The sequence below is a fragment of the Roseateles amylovorans genome (assembly GCF_025398155.2).
GTDB lineage: Bacteria > Pseudomonadota > Gammaproteobacteria > Burkholderiales > Burkholderiaceae_C > Roseateles > Roseateles amylovorans.
In genome coordinates this window covers 157,492-184,283 of sequence record NZ_CP104562.2, presented here as the reverse complement: position 1 = coordinate 184,283, position 26,792 = coordinate 157,492, and the positions used below count along the sequence as shown (strand labels likewise).

The 26,792-nt window shown below is 66.1% G+C and carries 24 protein-coding genes; 18 read left to right on the top strand and 6 right to left on the bottom strand.

Annotated elements, in window-relative coordinates; genetic code table 11:
- The first annotated feature begins 44 nt into the window (after positions 1-44).
- Positions 45-1,919 (top strand): carbohydrate-binding module family 20 domain-containing protein, encoded by a 1,875-nt coding sequence (locus tag N4261_RS00795; protein WP_261758321.1) that lies wholly within the window; start codon positions 45-47, stop codon positions 1,917-1,919.
- Between the two features lie 276 nt (positions 1,920-2,195).
- Here N4261_RS00795 and N4261_RS00790 read toward each other — a convergent pair whose 3' ends face one another.
- From N4261_RS00790 to panB, 3 genes are all read right to left on the bottom strand, one after another.
- Positions 2,196-2,903, bottom strand: a complete 708-nt coding sequence (locus N4261_RS00790) for a peptidylprolyl isomerase (protein WP_261758320.1) — start codon at positions 2,901-2,903, stop codon at positions 2,196-2,198.
- A 189-nt stretch (positions 2,904-3,092) separates the two neighbouring features.
- Positions 3,093-3,926 (bottom strand): pantoate--beta-alanine ligase, encoded by an 834-nt coding sequence (gene panC / locus N4261_RS00785; protein ID WP_261758318.1) that lies wholly within the window; start codon positions 3,924-3,926, stop codon positions 3,093-3,095.
- A 56-nt stretch (positions 3,927-3,982) separates the two neighbouring features.
- Positions 3,983-4,789 (bottom strand): 3-methyl-2-oxobutanoate hydroxymethyltransferase, encoded by an 807-nt coding sequence (gene panB, locus N4261_RS00780; protein ID WP_261758317.1) that lies wholly within the window; start codon positions 4,787-4,789, stop codon positions 3,983-3,985.
- Between the two features lie 90 nt (positions 4,790-4,879).
- Here panB and N4261_RS00775 point away from each other — a divergent pair, with 90 nt between their 5' ends.
- The 4 genes from N4261_RS00775 (at position 4,880) to N4261_RS00760 (ending at position 10,011) form a co-directional block, all read left to right on the top strand.
- Positions 4,880-5,800 (top strand): hydrogen peroxide-inducible genes activator, encoded by a 921-nt coding sequence (locus N4261_RS00775; RefSeq protein ID WP_261758316.1) that lies wholly within the window; start codon positions 4,880-4,882, stop codon positions 5,798-5,800.
- Between the two features lie 216 nt (positions 5,801-6,016).
- On the top strand, positions 6,017-7,138 hold the full coding sequence (locus tag N4261_RS00770) for a trypsin-like serine protease (protein ID WP_261758315.1): 1,122 nt from the start codon (positions 6,017-6,019) through the stop codon (positions 7,136-7,138).
- Between the two features lie 383 nt (positions 7,139-7,521).
- The gene (locus tag N4261_RS00765) at positions 7,522-9,018 is read left to right on the top strand and encodes a catalase (RefSeq protein ID WP_435531988.1); all 1,497 of its coding nucleotides are present in this window, start codon (positions 7,522-7,524) and stop codon (positions 9,016-9,018) included.
- 471 nt (positions 9,019-9,489) lie between these two features.
- Complete coding sequence (locus N4261_RS00760) at positions 9,490-10,011, top strand: Dps family protein (RefSeq protein ID WP_261758314.1); 522 nt, start codon at positions 9,490-9,492, stop codon at positions 10,009-10,011.
- A 121-nt stretch (positions 10,012-10,132) separates the two neighbouring features.
- Here the strand turns inward: N4261_RS00760 and N4261_RS00755 are convergent, their stop codons facing one another.
- Positions 10,133-11,074 (bottom strand): phosphate acetyltransferase, encoded by a 942-nt coding sequence (locus N4261_RS00755; protein ID WP_261758312.1) that lies wholly within the window; start codon positions 11,072-11,074, stop codon positions 10,133-10,135.
- A gap of 363 nt (positions 11,075-11,437) precedes the next feature.
- Here N4261_RS00755 and N4261_RS00750 point away from each other — a divergent pair, with 363 nt between their 5' ends.
- The 5 genes from N4261_RS00750 (at position 11,438) to N4261_RS00730 (ending at position 16,868) form a co-directional block, all read left to right on the top strand.
- Positions 11,438-12,694 carry an acetate/propionate family kinase gene (locus tag N4261_RS00750; protein WP_261758310.1) on the top strand — a complete coding sequence of 419 codons (1,257 nt, stop codon included), beginning with the start codon at positions 11,438-11,440 and terminating at the stop codon, positions 12,692-12,694.
- A 72-nt stretch (positions 12,695-12,766) separates the two neighbouring features.
- Positions 12,767-13,372, top strand: coding sequence for a type 1 glutamine amidotransferase family protein (locus tag N4261_RS00745; protein ID WP_261758309.1), 606 nt, complete (start codon positions 12,767-12,769; stop codon positions 13,370-13,372).
- Positions 13,373-13,547: 175 nt separating this feature from the next.
- Positions 13,548-15,191 carry a peptide chain release factor 3 gene (locus tag N4261_RS00740; RefSeq protein ID WP_261758308.1) on the top strand — a complete coding sequence of 548 codons (1,644 nt, stop codon included), beginning with the start codon at positions 13,548-13,550 and terminating at the stop codon, positions 15,189-15,191.
- Between the two features lie 52 nt (positions 15,192-15,243).
- On the top strand, positions 15,244-16,134 hold the full coding sequence (locus tag N4261_RS00735) for a HipA domain-containing protein (protein ID WP_261758307.1): 891 nt from the start codon (positions 15,244-15,246) through the stop codon (positions 16,132-16,134).
- Positions 16,131-16,868 (top strand): hypothetical protein, encoded by a 738-nt coding sequence (locus N4261_RS00730; RefSeq protein WP_261758306.1) that lies wholly within the window; start codon positions 16,131-16,133, stop codon positions 16,866-16,868. The genes N4261_RS00735 and N4261_RS00730 overlap by 4 nt, the downstream gene beginning before the upstream one ends.
- A gap of 61 nt (positions 16,869-16,929) precedes the next feature.
- Here the strand turns inward: N4261_RS00730 and N4261_RS00725 are convergent, their stop codons facing one another.
- Complete coding sequence (locus N4261_RS00725) at positions 16,930-17,448, bottom strand: outer membrane beta-barrel protein (RefSeq protein WP_261758305.1); 519 nt, start codon at positions 17,446-17,448, stop codon at positions 16,930-16,932.
- A 185-nt stretch (positions 17,449-17,633) separates the two neighbouring features.
- On the bottom strand, positions 17,634-18,590 hold the full coding sequence (locus tag N4261_RS00720; protein ID WP_261758304.1) for an MBL fold metallo-hydrolase: 957 nt from the start codon (positions 18,588-18,590) through the stop codon (positions 17,634-17,636).
- 304 nt (positions 18,591-18,894) lie between these two features.
- Between N4261_RS00720 and N4261_RS00715 the strand changes: the two genes are divergently transcribed.
- The 8 genes from N4261_RS00715 to ubiA all read left to right on the top strand — a co-directional run bounded on the left by N4261_RS00715 (position 18,895) and on the right by ubiA (position 26,780).
- Positions 18,895-19,665, top strand: a complete 771-nt coding sequence (locus N4261_RS00715) for an ABC transporter ATP-binding protein (protein WP_261758302.1) — start codon at positions 18,895-18,897, stop codon at positions 19,663-19,665.
- 124 nt (positions 19,666-19,789) lie between these two features.
- The gene (locus N4261_RS00710; RefSeq protein ID WP_261758301.1) at positions 19,790-20,500 is read left to right on the top strand and encodes an ABC transporter ATP-binding protein; all 711 of its coding nucleotides are present in this window, start codon (positions 19,790-19,792) and stop codon (positions 20,498-20,500) included.
- 67 nt (positions 20,501-20,567) lie between these two features.
- The gene (locus tag N4261_RS00705; RefSeq protein ID WP_435531987.1) at positions 20,568-21,767 is read left to right on the top strand and encodes an ABC transporter substrate-binding protein; all 1,200 of its coding nucleotides are present in this window, start codon (positions 20,568-20,570) and stop codon (positions 21,765-21,767) included.
- A gap of 180 nt (positions 21,768-21,947) precedes the next feature.
- A complete protein-coding gene (locus N4261_RS00700; RefSeq protein ID WP_261758300.1) occupies positions 21,948-22,835 on the top strand; it encodes a branched-chain amino acid ABC transporter permease in 888 nt (295 codons plus the stop codon).
- Positions 22,836-22,943: 108 nt separating this feature from the next.
- The gene (locus tag N4261_RS00695) at positions 22,944-23,939 is read left to right on the top strand and encodes a branched-chain amino acid ABC transporter permease (RefSeq protein ID WP_261758299.1); all 996 of its coding nucleotides are present in this window, start codon (positions 22,944-22,946) and stop codon (positions 23,937-23,939) included.
- Between the two features lie 177 nt (positions 23,940-24,116).
- Positions 24,117-24,458 (top strand): helix-turn-helix domain-containing protein, encoded by a 342-nt coding sequence (locus N4261_RS00690; RefSeq protein ID WP_261758297.1) that lies wholly within the window; start codon positions 24,117-24,119, stop codon positions 24,456-24,458.
- 7 nt (positions 24,459-24,465) lie between these two features.
- Positions 24,466-25,812, top strand: coding sequence for a type II toxin-antitoxin system HipA family toxin (locus tag N4261_RS00685; protein WP_261758296.1), 1,347 nt, complete (start codon positions 24,466-24,468; stop codon positions 25,810-25,812).
- A gap of 50 nt (positions 25,813-25,862) precedes the next feature.
- On the top strand, positions 25,863-26,780 hold the full coding sequence (gene ubiA / locus N4261_RS00680; RefSeq protein WP_261758295.1) for a 4-hydroxybenzoate octaprenyltransferase: 918 nt from the start codon (positions 25,863-25,865) through the stop codon (positions 26,778-26,780).
- The last annotated feature ends 12 nt before the right edge of the window (positions 26,781-26,792 follow it).

Genomic DNA, 26,792 nt, shown 5'->3' with positions numbered 1-26,792 from the left:
TCCCGCAGCGCCAGCGATCCCAGTCTCCCGCCCCACAGGGCCTCGTGCGACCGGGCCACACCCCGCGCCGGCGCCTGCAGGCCGCGTCCTGGCTGCTGGGGCTCGGGCTTGGACTGGGCCTGGGTGGCTCCGCCTGGGCACTGAATCCGAACGACACCTCGGTCCAGATGTTCCAGTGGAAATGGAATGACCTGGCCTATGAGTGCACCCAGTCGCTGGGCCCCAATGGCTACGGCGCCATTCAAATTTCGCCGCCGAGCGCCTCCAAGGTCACCAATGCCTGGTGGGGTGTGTATCAGCCGGTGAACTATGTGAGCTTCAAGAGCACCTTCGGCACCGAGGCCGAACTGCGCAACATGATCTCCACCTGCCACGCCGCCGGCGTGCGCGTGTATGCCGATGTCGTGGTCAACCAGTTGGCCGGCGATTCCAGCGCCACAGCGGGGTTGGCCTCGGACGGCTCGTCCTGGAGCGCCGCCAACCTGAGCTATCCCTACTTCAGCGCCAACGACTTCCACAGCAACTGCACCATCCAGCCGGCGGACTACGAGACCGCCTCCGGCCGCGCCAACGTCCAGAACTGCCGACTCAGCGGCATGCCCGACCTGCGCACCGAGAGCAGCTATGTGCAGGGCCAGATCGTGAATTACCTGCGCACGCTGGTGGACATGGGCATCGACGGCTTCCGCATCGATGCGGCCAAGCACCAGCCCGCGTCCGCGCTCAACGCGATCCTCTCCACGTTGAAGGCCTCCCGGCCGACGACGCAGATGGGCGAGCCGATCTGGGTGACCCAGGAGATCATTCCGGACGCCGAAGTCGCGCGCAACGACTACCTGGTCAACGGCACGCTCAATGAGTACCGCTACGTCTACCTGATGAAGGAAGCGTTCCGCAACCTCAACGGCGCGACACCGGCCTCGATCCCGACCGCCATGGGCACCTGGAACAACTGGGGCGGCACCTGGGGCTTCCTGCAGCCCTCGCAGGCCACGGTGTTCGTCAACAACTGGGACAGCGAGCGCGAAGGCACCTCGCTGAACGCCAGCAACTTCACCGGCACGACCAACGACACCCAGGGCTCGCACCGCTACGACCTGGCCAACCTGTTCATGCTGGCGCAAGGCTACGGCGAGGCCCAACTGCACTCGGGCTACCGCTTCACCAACAAGGACCAGGGCAAGCCGAGCGCGAGCCCCTATGTGAACGGCGTGGCCCAGGTGAATGTGAACTGGGACTTCATCCACCGCTGGCCGCATCTGGCGGCGATGGTGAAGTTCCGCTCCGCCGCACGCGGTCAGGCCCTGCAGAACTGGGTCACCGGCACCGCCAACCAGATTGCCTTCAGCCGCGGCAAGGTGGGCTTCGTCGCGCTGAACAACACGACCAAAGCCTGGACCCGCAGCTTCGCCACCGGCCTGCCGGCCGGCACCTACTGCAACGTGGTGCACGGCGTGGCGAATGCGGCAGGCACGGCCTGCGCAGCGGACACCGTGACAGTGGACGCCGCCGGCAACGCCACGATCACCATCCCCGCAGACGGCGGCAGCACCGTGCCGGCCGTGGCCATCTACACCGGTCAGCGTGTCGCCAGCACCTGCGCGCTGACCTTCAGCGTGGCCAATGCTGGCACCACCATGGGCCAGGGCGTCTATGTGGTGGGCAACCAGACCGCCTTGGGCAGCTGGACGCCCAGCCGCGGCTTCCCGCTGACCATCCAGGGCTCGGGCGCGTCGGCCACCTGGTCCGGCACGGTGGTCCTGCCGGCCAACACCGCCACGCAGTACAAGTACGTGAAGTGGAACGGCAGCTCGGCGGTGTGGGAAGCCAATCAGTCCACCGGCAGCGGCAACCGGGAGATCACTTCCTGCGCTGCGGGCGGCTCGGCCTCCCGCAACGACGGCAGCTTCGCGAAGTAAGGCATCGCGGTCCGCCACGCCTGACGCGCCGGCGGACCGCGGCAGGCGGCAGGCGGCAGGCGGCAGGCGGCAGGCGGCAAGGACCAGGTTCGCTGCCGCTGGCGCTTCAATCCACTCGGCGGGGCGTCTGTCCTCGCACCCCGCAACACCGTCAGCGGGCAGCACGCCAGAACGACCAAAGGGCCCGAGGGCCCTTTGTTTTTTCGTTCGATGCGAAGCTCAGTGGCGCGGCGCCGGCCGCACGAGGCGGCGGGCCGACCATGGCGCAGGCCGCGCCTACTTCAGCTGGATGGCCCAGTACAGCACCACCTCGGTGGCGGGCCGGTCAAGGCCCCCCGTGCCGAGCTGCTTCTCGGCATTGATCGCATCCAGCGTGCCCAGTCCCGAGATGATGCGGCCGAACACCGCATAGCCGGGCTGGTTGGCACTGACATAGTCCAGGTTGGTCGAGCTGCCCGGCACGTTGTTGTCCACCGAGTTGAAATAGAACTCGGTGACCGCCGAATCGGCCACAGGGGTGCGCGCCATGGCGATCGTGCCGCGCGCATTGGTCAGACCGACGTTGGTCTCCAGCTTGATCGGCGAACCGCCGCCGGTCTTGGGCACTTCACCGCTGGTGTAGCCGCCGCCCTGCGCCACGAAGCCGGGCACCACGCGGTGGAAGATGGTGTTGTCGTAGTACTTGGCGTTGACGTACTTCAGGAAATTGGCGACGGTGATCGGCGCCTTGGCGGGATCGAGCTCGATCACGATCTCGCCGTTGCTGGTCAGCATGCACACCGTGCGCGGCAGGGCGCTGTTGGTGGACGCGGCGATGCCGGCGGCGCTGCAGGTGGTCGTCGGCGCGGTGGGCTTGGGGTTGGGCACCGGGGTGGGCGCGCCGGGGGTGTCACCACCGCCACCGCAGGCGGTCATCAACAAGGCGCCGCCGACGGCAGCGGCCAGCGCCAGGACACGGCGCTTCAGGATCATCGAAGAAGACATGGCAGACAGGGCGGGTATCGCTGTTGGCGAAGAAGCCCGCAGTATCGTGTCCGCATTGACACATGCGAACCCTTTCGTGCGTCGCCCGCACCGGTGATCGAGGGTTTTCCCAGGCACCGGCCGCCGCCTCACCCTGTGGCAGGGCATCCACCTCGCCATCCGGGGGATGCGTCGCGAAGGCGTGCGTGGTTAGGCCTCGATGTTGTCGATCAGCCGGGTCGCGCCCAACTTCGCAGCCGCCAAGGCCACCAGTGGCTCGCCGTCCCGCGCCGGACCGAGGTCATGCTGGCGCCGCAGTGTCAGATAGTCGGGCTCCCAGCCGGCCAGGCGCAGCGTCTGCATGGCCTCGGCTTCCAGACGGTCGGTGTCCCGCTCGCCCGCCTGCCAACGCGCGATGAGCGTCTTCAGCGTGCGCGACAGCAACAGCGCCTGTTCCTTCTGCTCAGCGCTGAGGTAGCCGTTGCGCGACGACAGCGCCAGGCCGGCGTCGCTGCGGGCGGTCTCACCGGCCAGGATGCGGATCGGCAGCGCCATCTGGGCCACCATCCGGCGGATCACCATCAGCTGCTGGTAGTCCTTCTTCCCGAACACCGCCACGTCCGGCTGGACGATGTTGAACAGCTTGGCCACCACGGTGCACACGCCGATGAAGAAGCCGGGGCGGAAATGTCCTTCCAGGATGTCCGCCAGCTCGGCGGGCGGATGCACCTTGTAGCCTTGCGGCTCCGGGTACATCTCCGCCTCGTCCGGGGCGAAGACGAGGTCGCAACCGGCGCCGGCCAACAGTTCGGCGTCGCGCGCCAGGGTGCGGGGATAGCGATCGAAGTCCTCGTGCGGCGCGAACTGCAGGCGGTTCACGAAGATGGAGGCGACCACCAGGCCGTCCGGCCCCACCGCCTCGCGGGCCTGGCGCACCAGCGCCAGATGCCCGTCATGGAGGTTGCCCATGGTGGGCACCAGGGCGACGGTGCGGCCGCCTGCCAGGGCGGCCCGCAGGCCGGCGATGTCGTGATGGATCTGCATGCTCGCTTCGCCAGGAAATTCAGTCGTTCAACAAATCAAGTCGCGATCGCCAGGGATCAGTAGCTGTGGGCGGCTTCGGGGAAGGCGCCGGACTTCACATCGGCCACATAGCGACGCACCGCGTCCTGGATGGACGACGCGCCCAGCATGAAGTTGCGCACGAAGCGCGGCCGGCGGCCCGGCGTCACATCCAGCATGTCATGCAGCACCAGCACCTGGCCAGAGCAGGCCGCCCCCGCGCCGATGCCGATCACCGGAATGCCGAGCGATGCGGTCAGCTCCCCGGCCAAGGCGGCGGGCACCATCTCCAGCACCAGCATCTGCGCACCAGCCTCCACCAGCTCGCGGGCATGGGCCTTGAGCTGGGCGGCGCCCTGCTCGTCACGGCCCTGGACCTTGAAGCCGCTCAGCGCGGTCACCGTCTGCGGCGTCAGGCCCAGGTGGGCACAGACGGGGATGCCGCGCTCGGTCAGGAAGCGCACCGCGTCGGCCGTCCAGCCGCCGCCTTCAAGCTTCACCATGTGGGCACCGGCCTGCACCAGTTGCATCGCCGAATGCCAGGCTTCCTGCACCGACGCGTGGTAGGTGCCAAAGGGCAGGTCGGCCACGATCCAGGCATGCCGACGCGCCCGGGCGACGCAGCGCGTGTGATAGACCATCTCGTCCAGGCGCACCGGCACCGTGGTGTCCTGGCCCTGCAGCACATTGCCCAGCGAATCACCGATGAGCAGCGCGTCCACGCCGGCCTCATCCAGCAGATGCGCGAAGGCCGCGTCATAGCAGGTCAGCATGGCGATCTTGTCGCCGGCGGCATGCATGTCGAGCAGCCGCTGCAAGGTGATGGGTTTTCTGTCAGTGGTCATGCGTCTCCCCCGGGTAGGTGGGTCGCTTGGGTGGGCCGGCAGTGTACCGGGCCGTGTCAGGGAGACCCATTCTGAGGACAATGCCCCCCCATGACCCTGACCGAACTGCGCTATATCGTCGCCGTTGCCCGCGAGCGCCACTTCGGCCGCGCCGCCGAGGCCTGCTTCGTTTCCCAGCCCACGCTATCCGTGGCCATCAAGAAACTGGAAGAGGAGCTGGATGTCAAGATCTTCGAACGCGGCGCCAACGAAGTGAGCATGACGCCGCTGGGCGAGGACATCGTGCGCCAGGCGCAATCGGTGATCGAACAGGCCAGCGCCATCAAGGACATCGCCAAGCGCGGCAAGGACCCGCTGGACGGCGCGCTGCGGCTGGGCATCATCTACACCATCGGCCCGTATCTGCTGCCGGAGCTGGTGAAGCATTGCATCGAGCACTATCCGCGCATGCCGCTGATGCTGCAGGAGAACTTCACCCAGAAGCTGCTGGACATGCTGCGCACTGGCGAGCTGGACTGCGCCATCATGGCCGAGCCCTTCCCCGACGCCGGCCTGGCGGTCGCCCCGCTGTATGACGAACCCTTCGTGGTGGCCGTCCCGGCCGTCCATCCGCTGGCCAAGCGCAGCAGCATCTCCGCCGAGGAACTCAAGGCCGAGACCATGCTGCTGCTGGGCAACGGCCACTGCTTCCGGGACCATGTGCTGGAGGTCTGCCCGGAATTCGCCCGCTTCTCGACCGACGCGGAAGGCATCCGCAAAAGCTTCGAGGGCAGTTCGCTGGAAACCATCAAGCACATGGTGGCGTCCGGCATGGGCGTGACCGTGGTGCCGGCGCTGAGCGTGCCGGCGCAGGTCCAGGATCACCTGCGCTACATCCCGTTCGAGGCCCCAGCCCCCACCCGACGGGTGGTGCTGGCCTGGCGCCGCACCTTCACCCGCTATGAAGCCGTGGCGGCGCTGCGCAATGCGGTCTACGCCTGCAAGCTGGATCGCGTGACCTTGCTGTCCTGATCCTTGATCTGCGCCCCTCGGCGCACGCCGGGGCACCCGGTTTCAGGTCGCTTCACATGGCTTCACCCCCCTGAAACAAGGGGATGCTCAGGGATTGCGTGAATATTGCTCGCAATCCGCACGGATAGCCTGATCCCCTTTGCCACGGTGGCTCGTCTGCCGCTGGCAGCCCGATTCCGGCCGATTGGCCTGTGTCTCGCAGCAAAAGGAGCATCCGTGAAGCTGACTCTTTCCGCCTTGACCGCGGCCGCCCTGCTGGCCGCCACCGGCGTGCAGGCCGCGCCGTCCACCGTCTCCGGCTCGTACGCGGGTCTGGACTGGACCGCCTCCAGCACCATCGTGGGGGTCAACTCGACCGCCACCGGCGTGGCCGGCGGGGATCCCCGCTACCTGGCCCCGCGCTCGCAATACAGCGGCGTGGCCACGCTGATCATGGACTACGGCGCGGGCAACCAGTTCATCTGCTCCGGCACACTGCTGGGCAACCAGAAGTCGATCGTGACCGCCGGCCATTGCGTCAGTGACGGCACGTCCGCGCGGCCACTGAGCACCACGGTGTATTTCTATACCGGCACCGATCCGGAGAACATCACCTACAACCAGCCCAGCTTCGCCTACCAGGTCACCAACTATGCGGTGAACTCGGCCTACACCGGCCAGGTGATCGATCAGAACGACATCGCGGTGCTGACGCTGGATCGCCTGGTGGACTGGTCGGTGAAGTCCTACGACCTGTACGGCGGCGATGACCTGACCGGCGTCGACTTCAACGTCGCCGGCTACGGCGCCCGTTCGGACGCCGGTGGCAATGTCGGTGACAACCTGGGCACCGGCCGCCTGCGCCAAGGCGACAACCGCTACGACTTCCGGCTCGGCGACGAAGACTTCGGCGGCCTGTGGGATGACGTGCTCGGCGAGCCCGCCGCGCAGATCGAATACACCTACCTGTCCGACTTCGACAACGGTTTGGCCGCCAACGACGCCAGCTGCCGGGTTGCGGTGGAAGGCTTCGGCCTGGCCGGCACCAGCAAGTACTGCAACACCGGACTGGGTCTGGACGAGGTGTCGATTGCCGGCGGCGATTCGGGCGGTCCGGGCTTCGTCGGCGGCAAGCTGGCCAGCGTCAACTCGTTCGGCCTGACCTTCGGCTCTGGCTTCGGCGACCTCGACGACGACCTGAACGTCACCTTCGGCGAATTCAACGGCTTCGTGCCGATCAGCATTCATCGCGACTTCATCCAGGCCAATGCGGTGCCGGAACCCGGCACCTATGCGCTCGCCGGCCTGGGTCTGCTGGCGGTGGGCTGGAGCCGCCGCCGCCAACGCCGCAACGCCTGAGCGGTCGACGCAGGCGCCCGAGCGCGCCGCCCTTCCCCGGGGCCTCGACGAGTTCACCGACTCACACCCCGAACAGCCGCCCTCGAGGCGGCTTTTTCACGTCTGGCGGGTCGCGGGCAAGTGGCTTGTTGCCAGCCCGAGGGGGGCGGGACCGAGTCCCGGGTCGCCGACAAGGCCTGACCCCCCCACTCCACAGACGGGTACGTTTCTACGTCTTTTGGGGAGTAGTTTTTCGCTATCACGGAACTTAAGCTATTCGAATTGCCCTATTTGGCGGCGATTTTTAAAGTTCACCCACGCCGTCAATGACGCCACCGAGACCACTGAGGTCCCGGTCACGGGGCCCGGTCCGGGGTCTCGTCCATCCGCATCGAGGAGTTCCCATGAGCGACAAGCCCCAACACCCCACCGCCCATCCCGCCCAGTGCCCGGTCATGACGACCACTGCGGGCGCGCCGATCGCCGACAACCAGAATTCACTGACCGCCGGGCCGCGCGGGCCGGTGCTGATGCAGGATTACCAGCTGCTCGAAAAGCTGGCACACCAGAACCGCGAGCGCATTCCCGAGCGGGTGGTGCATGCCAAGGGCTGGGGCGCTTTCGGCACCCTGACCGTCACCCACGACATCAGCCGCTTCACCCGCGCCAAGCTGTTCGGTGCGGTCGGCAAGAGCACGCCGATGCTGGCCCGCTTCTCCACCGTGGCCGGCGAACTCGGCGCGGCGGACGCCGAGCGCGATGTGCGCGGTTTCGCGCTGAAGTTCTATACCGAAGAAGGCAACTGGGACCTGGTGGGCAACAACACGCCGGTGTTCTTCATTCGCGACCCGCTGAAGTTTCCCGACTTCATCCGCACGCAAAAGCGTCATCCGGTCAGCCACCTGCGCTCGGCCACCGCGGCCTGGGATTTCTGGAGCCTCTCGCCCGAAAGCCTGCATCAGGTCACCATCCTGATGAGCGACCGCGGCATTCCGGTCAGCCCCCGTTTCATGAACGGCTACGGCTCCCACACCTACAGCTTCTGGAATGACAACGGCGAGCGCTTCTGGGTGAAGTTCCACTTCAAGACCCGCCAGGGCCATCGCACGATGAGCAATGCCGATGCGGCCACCGTCATCGGCCAGTCGCGCGAAAGCTATCAGGAAGACCTGTTCGGCTCGATCGAGCAGGGCGACTATCCGCGCTGGACGGTGTTCGTGCAGGTGATGCCCGAGCTGGACGCCGACAAGACCGCCTACAACCCCTTCGATCTGACCAAGGTCTGGCCGCATGCGGACTATCCGCTGATCGAGGTCGGCGTGATCGAGCTGAACCGCAATGCGGACAACTATTTCGAAGAGATCGAGCAGGCCGCGTTCTCGCCGAGCAACATCGTGCCCGGCATCGGTTTCAGCCCGGACAAGGTGCTGCAGGCCCGCATCTTTGCCTATGCGGACGCCCATCGCTATCGCCTGGGCACCCACTATGAAGCGCTGCCGGTGAATGCGCCGAAGTGCCCGGTGCATCACTATCACAAGGACGGCTCGATGAAGTTCTTCCGCACGCCCACCGGCGCTGCGGACGCCTACTACGAACCCAACAGCTTCGGCGGTGCGACCCAGGATCCGTCGGTGGCCGAACCCCCGCTGCGCCTGAGCGGCGATGCCGACCGATTCAACCATCGGGACGGCAACGACGACTACAGCCAGCCCGGCGCGCTGTTCCGCATCCTCGGCGCCGAGCAGCAACGCCGCCTGGGCCAGAACATCGCCGCGTCGATGAAGGGCGTGCCGGCCTTCATCATCGATCGCCAGCTGGGTCATTTCGACAAGGCCGATCCGGCCTACGGACAGTCGGTGCGGCAGGCACTGCTCGAGCTCGATATCGAGTTCACCGCCTGACCGACCCGATCTCACACACGAAAGGACATCGCCATGAGCGCCAGACACGGTCGTCGCCTGCTGGGCCTGGCCCTCGCACTCGCGGGGGCCGCGCTGAACGCGCAGGCCTTGGTGGACTGGATGCGCCACAGCAGCAGCTGAGGTCATCCGTCCCGCAGCGATTCATCAACCCCCTCTTGGGCCAGGCAACACCTGGCCCTTTTTTGCCTTTCAGACGGATCGCCCGGATGGCGCCCCGAGGACCGCAACGGTCGGTGCGAGGGTCGGATCCACGCTCGGCGGCTGAACTTCTGATCCTCTCAAACCCACTTGAATCGGTTAGGCTGCACCCTCACCCTGAATGCATCGGCAGTCCGATGCGCCCGGGGTCCGAATCGAATCCGGCGTTCTGCGCGTTCAGCGCGTTCAGCGTTCAGCACTCAGTTTTTCGCACGCTTCCTCATCGTCATCCATCCAGACAGGAGTTCACAGATGGCCAAGAAATCCGCCACCGCCCCCGCTTCGGCCAAGGGCGTTCCGTCCATCAACATCGGCATCAGCGACAAGGACCGGGCCGCCATTGCGCAGGGTCTGTCCAAGCTGCTGGCCGACACCTACACGCTGTACCTGACCACCCACAACTTCCATTGGAACGTGACGGGTCCGATGTTCAACTCGCTGCATGCGATGTTCATGGGCCAGTACACCGAGCTGTGGAATGCGGTCGACCCGATCGCGGAACGCATCCGTTCGCTGGGGCATGCGGCGCCGGGGTCCTACGGCCAGTTCGCCGCGCTGAGCTCCCTCAAGGACGCGCCCGCCACGCCGCCCAAGGCGCTGGAGATGGTGCGCATCCTGGTCGAGGGCCATGAAGGCGTGGCCCGCACCGCGCGCGCGCTGTTCCCGATCGTGGACAAGGCCGGCGACGAGCCCAGCGCCGATCTGCTGACCCAGCGTCTGACCGTGCATGAGCAGACCGCCTGGATGCTGCGCAGCCTGCTCGAAGACCGTTGAGGCTACGGTCGCGGCCTTCGCCCTCCGGCGAACCGCGATCCTTCGACACGGGACCCTCAGAGGTCCCGTTTTTCATTGGCCGATGCGGCGGCCGGTCCAATCCGGCGAGGCGCCCCGGCGCTCAGCCCACTGCCTTGATGCGGCCGGCGCGTCGGGCCTCCGCCAGCAGGGCCGCCACCGCACAGGACGCCAACCGGGCCGGGCGGGAGTCCGCCCGGCTGGTGAGCACGATCGGGACCTTGGCGCCCAGCACCACGCCCGCCGCATAGGCGTGCGCCAGGAAGCTCAGGCTCTTGGCCAGCATGTTGCCGGCGTCCAGGTCCGGCACGATCAGCACATTGGCCCGCCCCGCCACCGGCGAGACGATGCCCTTGATGCGGGCCGCGTCGACATCGATCGCGTTGTCCATCGCCAGCGGCCCATCCAGCTGGGCGCCAGTGATCTGCCCGCGGTCGGCCATCTTGCACAGGGCGGCCGCGTCCATCGTCGAGGGCACCTTCGGATTGACGGTTTCCATCGACGACAGCAGCGCCACCCGCACCTCGGGCAGCCGCAGCGCATGGGCCAGGTCGATGGCGTTCTGCACGATGTCGACCTTCTCCTCCAATGTGGGGGCGATGTTGATCGCGGCGTCCGAGATGATCAGCGGTTGCGCATGGCCCGGCACATCCATCACGAAGCAGTGGCTGATCCGGCGCGCGGTCCGCAGGCCGCCTTCCCGGCGCACCACCGCCGCCATCAGCTCATCGGTGTGCAGGCTGCCTTTCATCATCGCGTCGATCTCGCCCCGCAGCGCCAGGGCCACCGCAGCCTCCGCCGCCGCATGGCTGTGCGGCGCATCGTGCAGGGTGAAACGCGACAGGTCCACATCGCCCGCCGTCGCCGCCGCCTTGATCTTCGCTGCCGGGCCGATCAGCACCGGCTCGATGAGGCCCAGGTCCGCCGCCTCCAGCGCCGCTTGCAGGGCCACCTCGGTGCAGGGGTGAACCACGGCCACCCGCAGGGGCGGGAGCGGGTGCACCGCTTCGAGGAGCCGGTCGTAATGGGGATGGGCTGAGGTCATTCACACACTCCAGCGCGGCGCCTGCGAGGCCCTGCGCACGGGATTCAGAAGGAGAGCGGCCGGCGGCGCTCCACGGGCCTCGCCCCTTGCCGGGGAGCGAGCGTAAATCATGCATGGGGCGCTTCAGACCGGCAAGCCGGTCGCCCCGTCCGGGCGCTCCGACCACCCGAAAAGCGCAAGGCAATCGCCGGCGTTGATCGCCCGTCGCCCGGCACCGTCGACGGTGACAGGGGACGTCGCTTGTGCCGAACGGCGGCGCATCACATGATGGTCCCTGTGCGGCCGGCATCGGCATCGGCGGACAGCCGATCCAACATGGCGCGCCGCCGCACTCAGCGCAACCGACGTCTCGGAGGGTATGGAATGAAGCCTGGACTGGAAGGCGACTTCATCGCCGTCGTGAATGCGGGATCGTCGAGCATCAAGCTCTCGATGTACTCGCTGCATGCGGACAACGGCTCCGCCACCGGCGGCCCCGCCGGCGTCGACCGGAAGGATGCATCGCCGCTGCGCCTCGAACTGCAGGCCCAGGTCGAGGGACTGGGCACTTCGCCTCACTTCGACGCACGCCATGCCGACGGTTCACCCGCGGTCACCCGGGACTGGCCGGTCAGCACGCTGACCCATGACCGGGCGCTCGACCATCTGGTGGAGTTTGTCCAGCACGAATTTCCGAAGATCGAGTTGCTGGGCATCGGCCATCGGGTGGTGCACGGCGGCGCGCAGCTGGACCGTCCGGTGCGGGTGGACGATGAAGTGATGGCCCAGCTCGAAGCGCTGGTGCCGCTGGCGCCGCTGCATCAACCGCACAACCTGACCCCGATCCGGCGCGCTTTCGAGGCCCTGCCCGGCCTGCCGCAGGTCGCCTGCTTCGACACCGCCTTCCACCGCACCCAGTCCATCGAAAGCGAGATCTTCGCCCTGCCCTATGCGATGTACCAGCAGGGCATCCGTCGTTACGGCTTTCATGGATTGAGCTACGAATACATTGCCTCGCGGCTGCCGGCGCTGTCGCCGTCGATGGCGGACGGGCGTGTCGTCGTGCTGCATCTGGGCAACGGCGCCAGTGCCTGCGCCCTGCGGCATGGTCACAGCCTGGGCAGCAGCATGGGATTCACCGCCCTGGACGGCCTGCCCATGGGCACCCGCAGCGGTGCGCTCGATCCCGGCGTGCTGCTGTATCTGATGGATCGGGACGGCCTGGACGCCCGCGCACTGGAGCGCCTGCTCTACAAGGAATCCGGCCTGCTCGGGCTCTCGGGCGTGTCCAGCGACATGCGTGCCCTGCTGACCAGCGAGGCGCCGCGCGCCCGGCTGGCCATCGAGGTCTTCGTCCACCGCATCAGCCATGAGATCGGTGCGCTGGCGGCCGATCTGGGCGGCCTGGACGGCCTGGTATTCACCGCCGGCATCGGCGAGCATGCGGAGCCCATCCGCCGCAAGGTGCTGGAGCGCTGTGCCTGGCTGGGCCTGGCGCCGGACGACAGCGGCGACCGACCAGAGCACGGGGAGCGCCGCATCAGCGCCCCATGGAGCCGCTGCGAGGCCTGGGTCATCCCGACCGACGAGGCCCTCATGGTGGCCCGCCACACCTACGCCCTGCTGGCCGGACACGGCTGACAGGGCCGAATGGGATAAAAAACCGTCCTGCTTGGGCGCTGCCGCGGTCGGCGCTACAGTCGGGCCCACGTCATGCACATCGCCATTCTTTCCTTCGACGGCTTCAATGAGCTGGACAGCTTCATCCCGCTGGGACTGCTGAACCGGCTCAAGCCGCTGGGCTGGTCCGCCGAGCTGTGCGGTCCGGGCAGCATCGTGACGTCGATGAACGGCGTGAGCGTGCAGCTGCAGCGCCCCCTGGAATGGGCCAACGAGGCCGATGCGGTCTGGTTCGGCTCGGGCCTGTACACCCGCGCCATCGCCGAGAACTCCGCGCTGCTGGATCGGCTGCAGCTCGATCCCACTCGGCAGTTGATCGCCTCGCAATGCTCCGGCGCGCTGTTGGTGGCGCGCCTGGGCTTGCTGGGTGACGCGCCCGCCTGCACCGACAGCGTGACCCGTCCCTGGCTGGTCGAGGCCGGCGTCCGGGTGCTCGACGAACCCTTCCACGCCCGCGGCCCGGTGGCCACCTCGGGCGGCTGCCTGGCCTCGCAATACCTGTCGACCTGGCTGATGTGGTCCAAGGCCGGCGAAGACGCCACGCGGGACGCATTGACCTATGCCGCGCCGGTCGGCGAGAAAACCACCTACGTGGACCAGTTGCTGGCGCGGGTGCGGCCGTTCATGGCGCCGCCATAGGCCGATGCCCCTGCCCCGGCCGATCCGCGCCGCGGGCCTTCGCCGATAATCGCCGGTTTGCCGCCGGCATCACCCCATCTGTGCGCCATCGCTTGACCGATCGCTGAGGACCTCGCGTCCCTCGGCCCGGCGGTGGTGCGATTTCAGCGCTACCCAGCGCCAAAGGCGCCCCGCCATGTCTACCGACCAGCAGCCCAGCCGCATCCAGTCCGAAGTGCGCCGTCGCCGCACCTTCGCCATCATTTCCCACCCTGACGCCGGCAAGACCACGCTGACCGAGAAACTGCTGCTGTTCTCCGGCGCGATCCAGATCGCGGGCTCGGTGAAGGCGCGCAAGGCCTCTCGCCATGCGACCTCCGACTGGATGGAGATCGAAAAGCAGCGGGGCATTTCGGTGGCCTCCTCGGTGATGCAGATGGAGTACCGCGACTGCGTCATCAACCTGCTGGACACCCCGGGCCACCAGGACTTCTCCGAAGACACCTACCGGGTGCTCACCGCCGTGGATGCGGCGCTGATGGTCATCGACGCGGCCAACGGCGTGGAGCCGCAGACCCGTCGCCTGCTGCAGGTCTGCCGCGCACGCAACACCCCCATCCTCACCTTCGTCAACAAGATGGACCGTGAGGTCCAGGAGCCGTTGGCGCTGATGGACGAGATCGAGCGCGAGCTGGGGATGACGGTGGTGCCGTTCACCTGGCCGGTGGGCATGGGCAAGCATTTCCACGGCGTGATGGACCTGCGCCAGGAGCGCATGCGGGTGTTCTCGCCCGGTGAGGACCGGGTCGCCGGCACCGAGGAGGTGCTGGAGGGTCTGAACAATCCGGCCTATGCCGAGCGTTTCGGCATGGAATATGGCAATGCCCAGGGCGAGATCGAACTGGTCAACGAAGCCGCGCCGCCGTTCGACCTGGAGGCCTTCCTGTCGGGCAGCCAGACGCCGATGTTCTTCGGCTCCGCGGTGAACAACTTCGGTGTCCAGGAAGTGCTGGACGCGCTGGTGGAGCTGGCGCCGCCGCCGGCCGAGCGCGCGGCCATGCAGCGTGTGGTGCAACCGGAAGAGCCCAAGTTCACCGGCGTGGTCTTCAAGATCCAGGCCAACATGGACCCGGCGCACCGGGACCGGATCGCCTTCCTGCGGGTGGCTTCGGGCCACTTCTCACGGGGCATGCGGCTGAAGGTGGTGCGCTCGGGCAAGGAGCTGCGGCCCAACACGGTGGTGAGCTTCCTCAGCCAGCGCCGCGAGCTGCTGGACGAGGCCTTTGCCGGCGACATCATCGGCATTCCCAACCACGGCGTGCTGCAGTTGGGCGACACCATCACCGAGGGCGAGGCGCTGCAATACACCGGGCTGCCGTTCTTCGCGCCGGAAATGTTCCGGTCGGTTGAAGTGGCGGATCCGCTGAAGACCAAGCAATTGCGCGAAGGCCTTCGCCAGCTCGGCGAGGAAGGCGCGATCCAGGTCTTCCGGCCCGAGGCGGGCAGCGTGCTGCTGCTGGGGGCGGTCGGCCAGTTGCAGTTCGAAGTGGTGGCCCATCGCCTGGAGCACGAATACGGCGTCAAGGCCCGCGTCACTTCGGCCCGCTACAACGTGGCCCGCTGGGTGACCTGCGACGAGGCGGACGGTGGCGAGAAGGAGCTGCGGCGCTTCATCGACCACAACGCCCACCGGGTGGCCTGGGACGCGGTCAATGCGCCGACCGTGCTGCTGGAATACGCCGGCGAACTGCGCGCCATGCAGGAGAACTGGCCCAAGATCAAATTCCACGCACTGCGGGAGCATGCGGGTCTGGTGTTCCAGAAGCAGATGGATGCGTGACCTTTGACGCAGGGTGTCCCGCCTCCCACAGGCGAGGACTAAGCTCTGCGCCATGGCTTATGACGTCATCGACATTCCTGAAGAGGCGAGAGAGGACACCGAGCAACTCGGCAGCAAGCCCAAGTTCTGGGTGACCTTGAACGGCCAACGTTGGCTGTTCAAGGAGGTTCGCCCCAACACGGGGGAGGACTGGGCGGAAAAAGCAGCCGCGGAAGTCGCGGTGGCCCTGGGCGTGACGGCCGCGCGTGTTGAGCTGGCGCAATATGGCGGCCGGCGAGGATGCATCTCGCTGAATTTTGTCGACACGCGCCGCGGCGAAGCACTCGTCCACGGCAACGAAATCATGGCCGGCCATGTGACCGGCTATGACCGCGCCAAGATCTTTCGGCAGTCGGACCATACGTTGGCGAACGTGGTGTCCGCAGTCAGGGCCATGTTCGACCAGGAGCCACTGATTCATCGCGTGCTGACCAGGTTGGCCAGCTATCTCGTGCTCGATGCCCTGATCGGGAACACGGATCGCCATCACGAGAACTGGGGATTTCTGGTCCGATCCAGCATGGAGGGCGGCAATGAGGTGATTTCGGTCGCCCCCAGTTACGACCATGCGTCATCGTTGGGGCGAGAGCTTCTGGATGCCAAGCGTTCCCAGATTTTGAGCCATCGGCAGCTCGGTCGTTACATAGAGCGCGGTCGGGGCGGCATCTTTCTGGATGCCGCCCAGCCGCATGGAGAGAACCCACTGCGCTTGGTGCTGCAGTCTTCAAAGGACTATCCTGCGTACTTCCGCCCTGCACTCGCACGGGTAGCATCATTGGGCGCGGAACGCCTGCGCATGATCGTCGACCAGATTCCCGACACGAGGGCATCGTCATGTGCCAAAGCCTTCGCGCTCGAAATGATGCTGTGCGCGCAAACCTCGTTGAATGAGATTCGCGAATGAATACCTTGTTTGTCGCCTGGCAAGCACCCGAACCCACACGGGCTTGGTTCCCCATCGGTCGCCTCGACGCTGATCCACATGACTATGTGTTCCGCTACACCCGCGGTGTTCTGAAAGCGCGACAGCAAGCTGGATTCGAGGCGTTGGTTTCTTTCCCAGACCTGCAACGTCGCTACGAGGCCGTGGAGCTGTTCCCGCTGTTCAAGAACCGAGTGCTGGATCCGAACCGAAAGGATTTCGCGGAATATCTTCATTGGCTGGATCTGGATCCGGGCCAAGCCGATCCGATCGAAATCCTGGGCATTACCGGCGGGGAGCGTCAGACCGACAGCCTGGAAGTCTTCCCGCAGCTGAAGAAAGTACACGACGGCACGGTGACCGCCCGCTTTTTCCTCCACGGTCTTCGACATGTGTCGGAGGCCGCGCAGTTACGAGCCAAGCGCCTGCAACCTGGAGAGGCACTTCAGGTCGCCATTGAGGTCAACAACCCCGCCACGGGCCACGCCATCCAGCTCCAGACTGCGGATGGTCATCTGATTGGCTGGGCGCCGCGGTATCTGATCGACGACCTCCGGATCCCACTTCTGGAGCGTCCGTCCGCTCACGCCTGTGTGAGGCGAATCAATGAGGCTGGGGCGCCGTTCTCTCGTCGAGTGTTGGTTGAGTTGACCTGCGGCGTGCCGGCCGCTTTCGAGCCGATGACGTCCAACGACTACGCCGTGCTGGCCCCCTGAACTCGGGCAGACTGCCCACAGCTCACGGCCGGCACCGGCACGCCCGGGTTGCGCCGCCCACTCAAAACCTGAACTCGACACCCAACAGCCAGGCGTTCACGTTGACGCGGGTGTAGCGCTCATAGCCGAGCGTCGCAGCGATGTTGCTGCCCAGATGCATCGCCAGCCCGGCGCCGGCGGACACCGAGGTGCGGTCGCCGGTGCGATCGCCGCTGCGCTTCATCTGCGTCTGGCCCAGGCCGATGCGACCGGTCACACCGAAGAGGCCGTTCAGCGGCAGCTCGCCCGTCAGGGCCACGCCACTGTGCCGCTCAGGATAGGCGTAGCTGGTCTGCCAGCGCAGCAGCTCGAAATCGAGCCCGCGGGTGAAGACCTCCACACCCCACTCCGGCGCGAACCGATAGCCCAGCCCGCCACCCAACGACGGGCTGCCCCCATTGCGATAGGTCGGATTGCTGCCATCGGTCTTGCCCGCCACGATCGTGGCGTACACACCTGGGCTGAGGTCTGCGGCGTGGGCGGCACTGGCCCCCACGGCGGCGGACACCACCAGCACGGTGGTGGCGAAGGTTGTCTTCATGCTGCTCCTGTTCACTTTGTAGGGTGACTCGCCCGGGCTGGGCGATGGCAGCATAGCCAGTGGACACCGGCGTACAGGAAGTTCCCCCTTCCGGGTGTGACCGGGCGACCTCGGCGTGGTCAGCCGACGTCGGGGGACCGCCGGCTCACCGCACCATGACGTGATGGGCCCGGAGTGACCGAGGGTCAGGGCTTGATGCTGTAGTTCACCGGCACCCAGGCGTAGCCCTTGCCCTCGGCGCGCAGACGGCCGATGCCGGGGAACGAGACATGGGCCACTGCGACGTAGTAGCCGTTCTTCGCGGCGTCGGCATAGGCCTTGCGACGTTCCGGCATGGCGAGCTTGGAATCGTTGTCGAAGTTGATGGTCACCGTGGGATCGGGAAACTGCACCGCAGCCACATGCATCAGATCGCCCCAGACGGCCAGCTTCTGGCCGCGGCTCTCCACCATGTAGACCGTGTGGCCCGGGGTGTGGCCATAGGCGGCGTGGGTGCGAATGCCGGGAATGAGCTCGGTTTCGCCGCTGAACGGCTTGAGGCGACCCGCGTCCTGGTACGGCTTGAGGGCCGCGATCACGCCGGGGAAGAAGCCGCGATGGCCTTCGGCCACCTTGGCCGCATTGTCCGGATTGAGCCAGAAATCGGCGTCATGCTGATCCATCCGCACCACGGCGTTCGGGAACACCACCTTGCCGTCCTGGAACAGGCCGCCCGCATGGTCCGGGTGGAGGTGGGTGATGTAGATCTCGTCGACCTGCTCGGGCTGGTAGCCGGCAGCCTTCAGATTGGCCAGCAGGCGACCGGCGGTCGGTCCGAACAGACCTGCCGCACCGGTGTCGATCAATACCAGCTTGGTGCCGGTGTTGATCAGGTAGCCGTTGACCGAGGTCTCGACCGGCGGCTTCAGATAGGCCTTCTGCAGGGCCTTCACCACGGTGCCGGGCTTGGCCTTGTCCATCAACTGATCGACCGGCAGGTCCAGCGTGCCGTCGTTGAGGGCGGTGATCTCGAAGTCGCCCAGCATCATGCGGTAGTAGCCGGGGGCCTGGGTCTTGATCTGCGGGGCGGCAGCCTGCACGCCGGCGGCGGCCAGGGCGAAGGCCAGGCCGAGGGCCGCGGCGCGGCGATTGAGTTGGAACATGGCGAAGCTCCTGTCGGGACGTTCGATGAGTGTCATGGGCACGCGCAAGGTGTCTCGGCGCGGCGAGGCGCAGCATAGCGAGACGGCCGGATCTCTGCCGTCGAGCCGAGTCATGCCCTGTCCTTTCGGAGGATCTGCGCGGCGGCATGGGAACCATGGCCTCGGCGTGCGCACCCAGGTCCCCAGGGTTAGTCCTTGCGCAATGCTGCGTAAAGGGTTCTACGCTGTCGGCGGCGGGTCTGCTCGCCCTAAATTCCACGATCCACTACCGAGGCGCCGGTCACCGGCGCCCACCCTTGCGCCGATGAGCAACCTCATCCTGGAGACACGCAAACTGACCAAGGCATTCAAAGGCTTCACCGCCGTGGATGCCGTGGACCTGCAGGTTCAGCGGGGGCACATCCACGCGCTGATCGGCCCCAACGGCGCCGGTAAGACCACCTGCTTCAACCTGCTGACCAAATTCCTGATCCCGACCCACGGTCAGATCCTGTTCAACGGCACCGACATCACCGGCGAGAAGCCCGCGCAGATCGCGCGCCGCGGGGTGATCCGGTCGTTCCAGATCTCGGCGGTGTTTCCGCACCTGACGGTGCTGGAGAACGTGCGGATCGGCCTGCAACGCTTCACCGGCACCAGCTATCACTTCTGGAAGGGAATCACGGCGCTGCGTCGCCTGGACGACCGCGCGCTGGCGCTGCTGGCGCTGGTCGACCTGCGCGACATGGCCGATGCCCGCGCCGCCGACCTGCCCTACGGCCGCAAGCGCGCCCTGGAGATCGCCACGACGATGGCGATGGAGCCGGAGCTGATGCTGCTGGACGAACCCACCCAGGGCATGGGCCATGAGGACGTGGACCGGGTCACGGCCTTGATCAAGCGGGTGGCGGAAGGCCGCACCGTGCTGATGGTGGAACACAACATGAAGGTGATCAGCAGCATCGCCGATCGCATCACGGTGCTGGCCCGCGGGGCGGTGCTGGCCGAAGGCGATTACGCCACCGTCTCCAAACATCCCAAGGTGCTCGAGGCCTACATGGGCAGCGATGCCACCGAACTGCAGGGAGCACACTGATGGCCCCAGCCACTCGCCGCGCGTGCATCGGCCATCGTCCCGAGGCGGGCCGACACGCTCACCCTGGTGAAGAACGCCGCCGTGTGGCGCCGGCCGACCTGGGCCGACAGCGACGGGCACGCCGATGAGCGCAGCGCTCGAACTGCGCGGCCTGCAGGCCTGGTATGGCGAGAGCCACATCCTGCATGGCATCGACCTGACCGTCCCGGCGGGGCAGGTGCTGACGCTGCTGGGACGCAACGGGGCCGGGCGCACCACCACGCTGCGCGCGATCATGGGACTGACCGATCGCCGCAGCGGATCGATCAAGGTACATGGCCAGGAGACGATCGGCCTGGCGACGCATCGCGTGGCGCAGCTCGGGCTCGGCTATTGCCCCGAGGAGCGCGGCATCTTCGCCTCGCTGAGCACCGAGGAGAACCTGCGACTGCCGCCGGTGCTCAAGGGCGGCCGTGGCAAGGTCATGTCCGAGGCCGAGATCTATGCGATGTTCCCCAATCTCTCGGAGCGCCGCCACAGCCCCGGCACGCGTCTGTCGGGCGGCGAGCAGCAGATGCTGGCGGTGGCCCGCATCCTGCGCACCGGTGCGGACATCCTCTTGCTGGACGAGATCTCCGAGGGTCTCGCTCCGGTGATCGTCCAGGCCCTGGGTCGCATGATCACCGCGCTGAAAGCGCAGGGATTCACCATCGTGATGGTGGAGCAGAACTTCCGATTCGCCGCGCCGCTGGCGGACCACTTCGTCGTGATGGAACACGGCCAGGTGGTCGAGTCCTTTCCCGCGTCGCAGCTGGACGAAAAGCGGGCGCTGCTTGATGAACTGTTGAGCGTTTGAGTCTGAAACCCGACCTGAGCCGGTCGAGCGAGGCCCTTGAAAGGCCCGTCATCAAAGGAGACAAGCGATGAAGATGTCCATCAAGACCGTGGCCCTGGCCTCGGTGCTGGCCTGCGGCAGCCTGGGCGCCCAGGCGCAGGTGTCGGGCGATGTGGTGAAGATCGGGTTCATCACCGACATGTCCAGCGTGTATGCGGACATCGACGGTGCGGGCGGCGTGGAGGCCTTGCGCATGGCCATCGCCGACCTGAAGGGCCAGGTGGCCGGCAAGAAGATCGAGCTGGTCTTCGCCGATCACCAGAACAAGGCCGACGTCGCCGCCTCCAAGGCACGCGAATGGTTCGACACCCAAGGCCTGGACTTGCTGATCGGTGGCACCAACTCCGGCACCAGCCTGGCGATGGCCAAGGTGGCGGCGGAGAAGAAGAAGCCCTTCATCGCCATCGGCGCGGGCACTGCGCGGCTGACCAATGAGGAATGCACGCCGTTCACCATCCACTATGCCTATGACACGGTGGCACTGGCCAACGGCACCGGCGCTGCGGTGACCAAGTCGGGGGGCAAGACCTGGTTCTTCCTGACCGCCGACTATGCCTTCGGCAGCTCGCTGCAGTCGGACACCTCGGCGGTGGTGACCAAGTCGGGCGGTCAGGTGCTGGGCGCGGTGAAGCACCCGCTCAATGCCAGCGATTTCTCGTCGTTCCTGCTGCAGGCGCAGAGCTCCAAGGCGCAGATCCTGGGTCTGGCCAATGCGGGTGGCGACACCATCAATGCGATCAAGGCGGCCAACGAATTCGGCGTCACCAAGACGATGAAGCTGGCCGGGCTGCTGATGTTCATCAACGATGTGCATTCGCTGGGCTTGAAGACCACCGAAGGCATGTACCTCACCGACAGCTGGTACTGGAACCAGTCGCCGGAGGCCCGGACCTGGAGCCGTCGCTTCTTCGAGAAGATGAAGCGCATGCCGTCGTCGCTGCAGGCGGCGGACTACTCGGCGGCGACGCATTACCTGAAGGCGGTCGAGGCGCTGAAGTCCGATGACGGCGAGAAGGTGATGGCGCAGATGAAGGCCACGCCGATCAACGACTTCTACACCAAGGGCACCATCCGCAAGGAGGACGGCCGCGCGGTGCACGACATGTTCCTGCTGCAGGTGAAGTCGGCCAAGGAATCCACCGAGCCATGGGACTACTTCAAGGTGGTGACCCGCATCCCCGGCGAAGACGCCTTCACCAAGCCCGCAGACAGTAAGTGTAGGAAGTAACCCCCCTACCGCCTGCGGCGGCCCCCCCAGGGGGGCGAGCAGGAGCCCGGCAAAGCCGGATCTCCGTGCTCCGCTTGACCTGTCGGCCGCCCGGTGGGGTGAGAGCTCAGCGCCCTCGCCGGTGGCGGGGTGGGATGGGTGCATCGCGTATCGTCAATTGCAACAGGAAGCGCACCGTTCATGTCTGAAGTGTTTGGAGTGCCTCTGCCGGCGTTGCTGGGCCAGTTGCTGCTGGGCCTGGTGAACGGGTCGTTCTATGCGATGTTGTCGCTGGGACTGGCCGTGATCTTCGGGATGCTCAACATCATCAACTTCGCCCACGGGGCGCTCTACATGATGGGCGCGTTCCTGGCATGGATGGGGATGAGCTACTTCGGCATTAACTACTGGGCGATGCTGGTCCTGGCCCCGCTGATCGTGGGCGCGTTCGGGCTGCTGATCGAACGGCTGCTGCTGCAGTGGCTCTACAAGCTCGACCATCTCTACGGCCTGCTGCTGACCTTCGGCATCACGCTGGTGATCGAAGGCGTGTTCCGCTCCTTCTACGGCGTCGGCGGCCAGCCCTATTCCGTCCCCGACGCCCTGTCAGGCGCCACCAACCTCGGCTTCATGATCCTGCCCAACTACCGCGCCTGGGTGGTGGTGGCCTCGCTGGTGGTGTGCCTCGGCGTCTGGGCCCTGATCGAGAAAACCTCCCTCGGCGCGACACTGCGCGCCGGCACCGAGAACCCGAAGCTGGTGCAGGCCTTCGGCGTGAATGTGCCGCGGATGATCTCGCTGACCTACGCCGGCGGCGTGGCCCTGGCCGCCTTCGCCGGGGTGCTGGCCGCGCCCATCCTGCAGGTCAATGCCCTGATGGGCTCCAACCTGATCATCGTGGTGTTCGCCGTGGTGGTGATCGGCGGGATGGGCTCGATCCTCGGCGCCATCCTCACCGGCCTCGGCCTGGGCGTGGTGGAAGGCCTGACCAAGGTCTTCTATCCCGAAGCCTCCAACACCGTGGTGTTCGTCATCATGGCCCTGGTGCTGCTGGTGCGCCCCGCCGGCCTCTTCGGAAAAGAACGATGAGCCCCTTCTGCGCCGGCGTTTGCGCAGCGGTTCGCGCCGCTGTCTGCGCCCCAGTTTGCGCCGTCACCCCCTCCGTCCCCACCCTCCGTCGCGCCTGCGGCCACTGACATGAATTCAAAGACTTCAGGCTATCTGGCGCTGTTCGTGGCGGTGGCGCTGCTGCCGCTGCTGGGCGTCTATCCGATCTTCGCGATGAAGGTGATGTGCTATGCGCTGTTCGCCTGCGCCTTCAACCTGCTGATCGGCTTCACCGGGCTGCTGAGCTTCGGCCACGCGGCCTTTCTGGGCACCGCCGCCTATGCCGCCGGTCATGCGCTGAAGGTCTGGGGCTTTCCGCCGCTGGTGGGCATCGCCTTCGGCACGCTGATGGCCGGCCTGGCGGGCTTGGCATTCGGCCTGTTGGCCATCCGGCGCTCGGGCATCTATTTCTCGATGATCACCCTGGCGCTGGCCCAGATGCTGTTCTTCTACTTCCTGCAAGCCCCGTTCACCGGCGGCGAGGACGGCCTGCAGTCGGTGCCGCGCGGCAGCCTGCTGGGGCTGAATCTGGAAAACGACACGTCGATGTACTACGTGGTGCTGGCGATCTTCGGCGGCGCGTTCTGGCTGATCTACCGCACGGTGCATTCCCCGTTCGGCCAGGTCCTGACCTCGATCCGCGAAAACGAGGCCCGCGCCACCTCGCTGGGTTACGACACCGATCGCTTCAAGCTGCTGGCCTTCGTGCTCTCGGCATCGCTGGCGGGGCTGGCCGGTGCGACCAAGACCTTGGTGCTCGGCTTCGCCACGCTGACCGATGCGGTGTGGACCACCTCCGGCCTGGTGATCCTGATGACGCTGGTGGGCGGCATGGGCACGATGGTGGGGCCGATCGTCGGCGCGCTGTTGATCATCGCGCTGGAGAACAAGATCGGTGACCTGGGCCAGTGGCTGGCCGGCGTCACCGGCATCGAGTGGTTCGTCGGCCTCGGCGAATCGGTCAGCCTGGTGACCGGGCTGATCTTCATCCTCTGCGTGCTGGCCTTCCGCCGCGGCCTGGTCGGTGAAGTCGGCGCCCTGTGGCTGCGGCTGCGCGGTCCCGGCAAGTCGGCCTCGGGCCATTGATCGGATCAGCCGTCGCCTGCCTCCATGCCGCCAGCTTCGCGTCGATGCTCGTTAAATCGATCCTTATCGACTTACGGCTCGATTTAACGAACATAACAACTTGGGATCAAACTTAGACAGATCGCTGGAATGATCGTAATATCGATCCTTAAGCCGATAAGGCTCGATTTAACGAACATGAAAGTCAATCAAACGGCAAGCCTTCCTCACCACCTCATTGACGAGGCTGTGCGTATCGGCGCGAAGGTCGCCCGGTTGCGCGTTGCGCGAGGAATGAAGCAGACCGAAGCAGCGCTGAGAGCGGGCATTTCCCGCAATACCGCCTATCGCATCGAGCGCGGTGATCCTGGGTTGGCGATGGGGCAGCTGCTGCGATATGTCGACGCCATTGCTTCCGGAACGACATTGCTTCATTTGCTGACCGAAGACGATCCCGCCTTGACGCGACAACAGCGTCACGAGCAACGACAACGCGTTCGAGGCCTCACACAGGCGGAACTGGATGACCTGAACTTCTGAGCACGCCATGGCCGCCAAGGATTCCCGACTCGCAGTCTTTGCCAATCTTTCAGGTGGGTGGGTACCTTGCAGCCAACTGCAATTGACCGAGACAGCGAACACACTGATCGCCTCCTCCCTCGCCTATGGCCTGAACTACCTCAAGCGGTCCAACGCCATTGAGATTGACCCGGTCGGCCTCGGCCTGTCGGACCGCCAGGCGATACAGGGTGTGCGCCTGCAACCACCGAACCGGCTTGCTTTCTTCGGTGGCATCCGCGATGCAGCACCCGACGCCTGGGGACGACGCGTCATCGAGGCAAAGCTGAAGGTTCCCGCGAACAGTCTGCCCGAGTCACAGTACCTATTGCACGCGGGCAGTGAGCGTGTCGGCGCTCTGGACATCCGCGCCACATTGAACGACGCGCCAAACGCCGCGACCGGCCAACTTCACACGCTTGCTTATCTGATGGAGGCTGCCCAACGTATCGAAGCGGGATTGCCTGTCCCGGCGCAGTTGGACGCCATCTTCATCAACGGAACGGCCATGGGCGGTGCTCGGCCAAAGGCATCGGTACGTGACGAATCCGGCGTGCTCTGGCTGGCGAAATTTGCCAGTGGCCAGGATCGAATCGACGTGCCGCTCATCGAATATGCAGCGCTACAGCTTGGCCGCGAAGCCTCGCTGAATGTTCCACCGGTCCGTACGCTGCAGGTGGGGGACCGCCGCGTCATGATGATCCGACGCTTCGATCGATATTGGGCCTCCACCGGAGAGCTCCCGACCCCGCACATCCCATTCACGGACACCATCCCAACGCCGGGGGCGGCTGAGCATCGACTCGCGTTCAACAGCGGTCTGACCTGGGTCGGCTGCGACGAAAGCGAATCACGAGAGAAGTCCTACGGCGACTTGGCAGAGGCCATCCGACGCTATGCCCATCCGAGCGTGATCAGATCAGACAACGCAGAGCTCTTCAAACGGATGATCTTCAACATCCTGGTCAGCAACGATGACGACCACCTCCGAAACCACGGCTTCATCTGGGATCCCCGCCTCCCAGGTTGGAGACTGAGCCCCCTCTACGATGTCATGCCCCGTCCGAGTCTCGCCACTGAGCGATTTCTCCATTTGGGCATCGGCCCTCAAGGACGCGTTGCCACGCTCGACAACGCGTTAGCCTCACATGCCCGCTTCACACTGTCAGAAAGAGAAGCCGCCCTGCTGATCGGCCAAGTTTGGGGCGTCGTGAGAGAGTGGCGTGTCTACTTCGAGCGCGACGGCGTGCCCGACTCGGAAATCGAACTCATCGCACCCGCCTTTCGCCACATTGACACCGTCTCCAGCCACGAGCTTCGGCGCAAGTTGCCCTGAGCGCACCTTCCCGCGCTTCGTCCTGCACATCCAGCGCGACAATCCCCCGCATGACCTCAGCCGCTCCCTCCTCCGCCGCGCCGTCACGCCTGTCGCTCTATCTGAATCTGGTCCGATGGGATCGGCCCGCCGGCACCTATCTGCTGCTGTGGCCCACGCTCGCCGCGCTCTGGATGGCCGCCGACGGCTGGCCCGGTTGGCATCTGCTGCTGGTCTTCGGCCTGGGCACGCTGCTGATGCGCAGCGCCGGCTGTGCGGTCAATGACGTCGCCGACCGCGAGTTCGACAAGCACGTCAAACGCACCGCACAGCGGCCCGTCACCTCCGGCCAGATCACCGTCAAGCAGGCCCTCGGCCTGGGCGCGGTGCTGACGCTGGTCGCCTTCGCGCTGGTGCTCACCACCAATGCGCCGACGATTCTGCTGTCGGTCGCTGCGCTGGCCGTGACCATCCTCTATCCCTTCACCAAGCGTTGGGTGTCGATGCCGCAGGCGGTGCTGGGCGTGGCCTTCTCGTTCGGCATTCCGATGGCGTTCTCCGCCACGCTGGGCGGACGTGAATGGGGCTTGCAGGCGATCCACGCCGCCGTGCCGCTAGCCGCCTGGGGCCTGCTGGTCGCCAACCTGTTCTGGGTGCTGGCCTACGACACTGAATACGCGATGGTCGATCGCGATGACGACATCCGCATCGGCATCAAAACCTCCGCCCTCACGCTCGGCCGCTTCGACGTCATCGGCGTCATGACCTTCTACGGCGTGTTCCTGGCGCTGTGGACCGGCCTGGGCCTGCGCCTGGGCATGGGCCACTGGTTCCTGGCCGGCATGGCGATCGCCGCCGCCCAGGTGGTCTGGCACTACATGCTGATCAAGGACCGCACCCGGGAAGGCTGCTTCAAGGCCTTCCGCGAGAACCACTGGGTGGGGTTTGCCGTCTTCGCCGGCACGGTCGTGGACCTGACGCTGCGCTGAACGCCGCTGCCG

What these genes read in the sequence shown, in the direction of transcription:
- N4261_RS00690 (WP_261758297.1), top strand. Translation starts at nt 24,117, where the DNA reads ATGAAAGTCAATCAAACGGCAAGCCTTCCTCACCACCTCATTGACGAG.
- N4261_RS00790 (WP_261758320.1), bottom strand. Translation starts at nt 2,903, where the DNA reads ATGTCTTCTTCGATGATCCTGAAGCGCCGTGTCCTGGCGCTGGCCGCT.
- N4261_RS00700 (WP_261758300.1), top strand. Translation starts at nt 21,948, where the DNA reads ATGTCTGAAGTGTTTGGAGTGCCTCTGCCGGCGTTGCTGGGCCAGTTG.
- N4261_RS00755 (WP_261758312.1), bottom strand. Translation starts at nt 11,074, where the DNA reads ATGACCTCAGCCCATCCCCATTACGACCGGCTCCTCGAAGCGGTGCAC.
- N4261_RS00685 (WP_261758296.1), top strand. Translation starts at nt 24,466, where the DNA reads ATGGCCGCCAAGGATTCCCGACTCGCAGTCTTTGCCAATCTTTCAGGT.
- N4261_RS00775 (WP_261758316.1), top strand. Translation starts at nt 4,880, where the DNA reads ATGACCCTGACCGAACTGCGCTATATCGTCGCCGTTGCCCGCGAGCGC.
- N4261_RS00705 (WP_435531987.1), top strand. Translation starts at nt 20,568, where the DNA reads ATGAAGATGTCCATCAAGACCGTGGCCCTGGCCTCGGTGCTGGCCTGC.
- N4261_RS00720 (WP_261758304.1), bottom strand. Translation starts at nt 18,590, where the DNA reads ATGTTCCAACTCAATCGCCGCGCCGCGGCCCTCGGCCTGGCCTTCGCC.
- N4261_RS00735 (WP_261758307.1), top strand. Translation starts at nt 15,244, where the DNA reads ATGGCTTATGACGTCATCGACATTCCTGAAGAGGCGAGAGAGGACACC.
- N4261_RS00750 (WP_261758310.1), top strand. Translation starts at nt 11,438, where the DNA reads ATGAAGCCTGGACTGGAAGGCGACTTCATCGCCGTCGTGAATGCGGGA.
- panB (WP_261758317.1), bottom strand. Translation starts at nt 4,789, where the DNA reads ATGACCACTGACAGAAAACCCATCACCTTGCAGCGGCTGCTCGACATG.
- N4261_RS00715 (WP_261758302.1), top strand. Translation starts at nt 18,895, where the DNA reads ATGAGCAACCTCATCCTGGAGACACGCAAACTGACCAAGGCATTCAAA.
- N4261_RS00710 (WP_261758301.1), top strand. Translation starts at nt 19,790, where the DNA reads ATGAGCGCAGCGCTCGAACTGCGCGGCCTGCAGGCCTGGTATGGCGAG.
- N4261_RS00760 (WP_261758314.1), top strand. Translation starts at nt 9,490, where the DNA reads ATGGCCAAGAAATCCGCCACCGCCCCCGCTTCGGCCAAGGGCGTTCCG.
- panC (WP_261758318.1), bottom strand. Translation starts at nt 3,926, where the DNA reads ATGCAGATCCATCACGACATCGCCGGCCTGCGGGCCGCCCTGGCAGGC.
- ubiA (WP_261758295.1), top strand. Translation starts at nt 25,863, where the DNA reads ATGACCTCAGCCGCTCCCTCCTCCGCCGCGCCGTCACGCCTGTCGCTC.
- N4261_RS00695 (WP_261758299.1), top strand. Translation starts at nt 22,944, where the DNA reads ATGAATTCAAAGACTTCAGGCTATCTGGCGCTGTTCGTGGCGGTGGCG.
- N4261_RS00725 (WP_261758305.1), bottom strand. Translation starts at nt 17,448, where the DNA reads ATGAAGACAACCTTCGCCACCACCGTGCTGGTGGTGTCCGCCGCCGTG.
- N4261_RS00730 (WP_261758306.1), top strand. Translation starts at nt 16,131, where the DNA reads ATGAATACCTTGTTTGTCGCCTGGCAAGCACCCGAACCCACACGGGCT.
- N4261_RS00765 (WP_435531988.1), top strand. Translation starts at nt 7,522, where the DNA reads ATGAGCGACAAGCCCCAACACCCCACCGCCCATCCCGCCCAGTGCCCG.
- N4261_RS00745 (WP_261758309.1), top strand. Translation starts at nt 12,767, where the DNA reads ATGCACATCGCCATTCTTTCCTTCGACGGCTTCAATGAGCTGGACAGC.
- N4261_RS00740 (WP_261758308.1), top strand. Translation starts at nt 13,548, where the DNA reads ATGTCTACCGACCAGCAGCCCAGCCGCATCCAGTCCGAAGTGCGCCGT.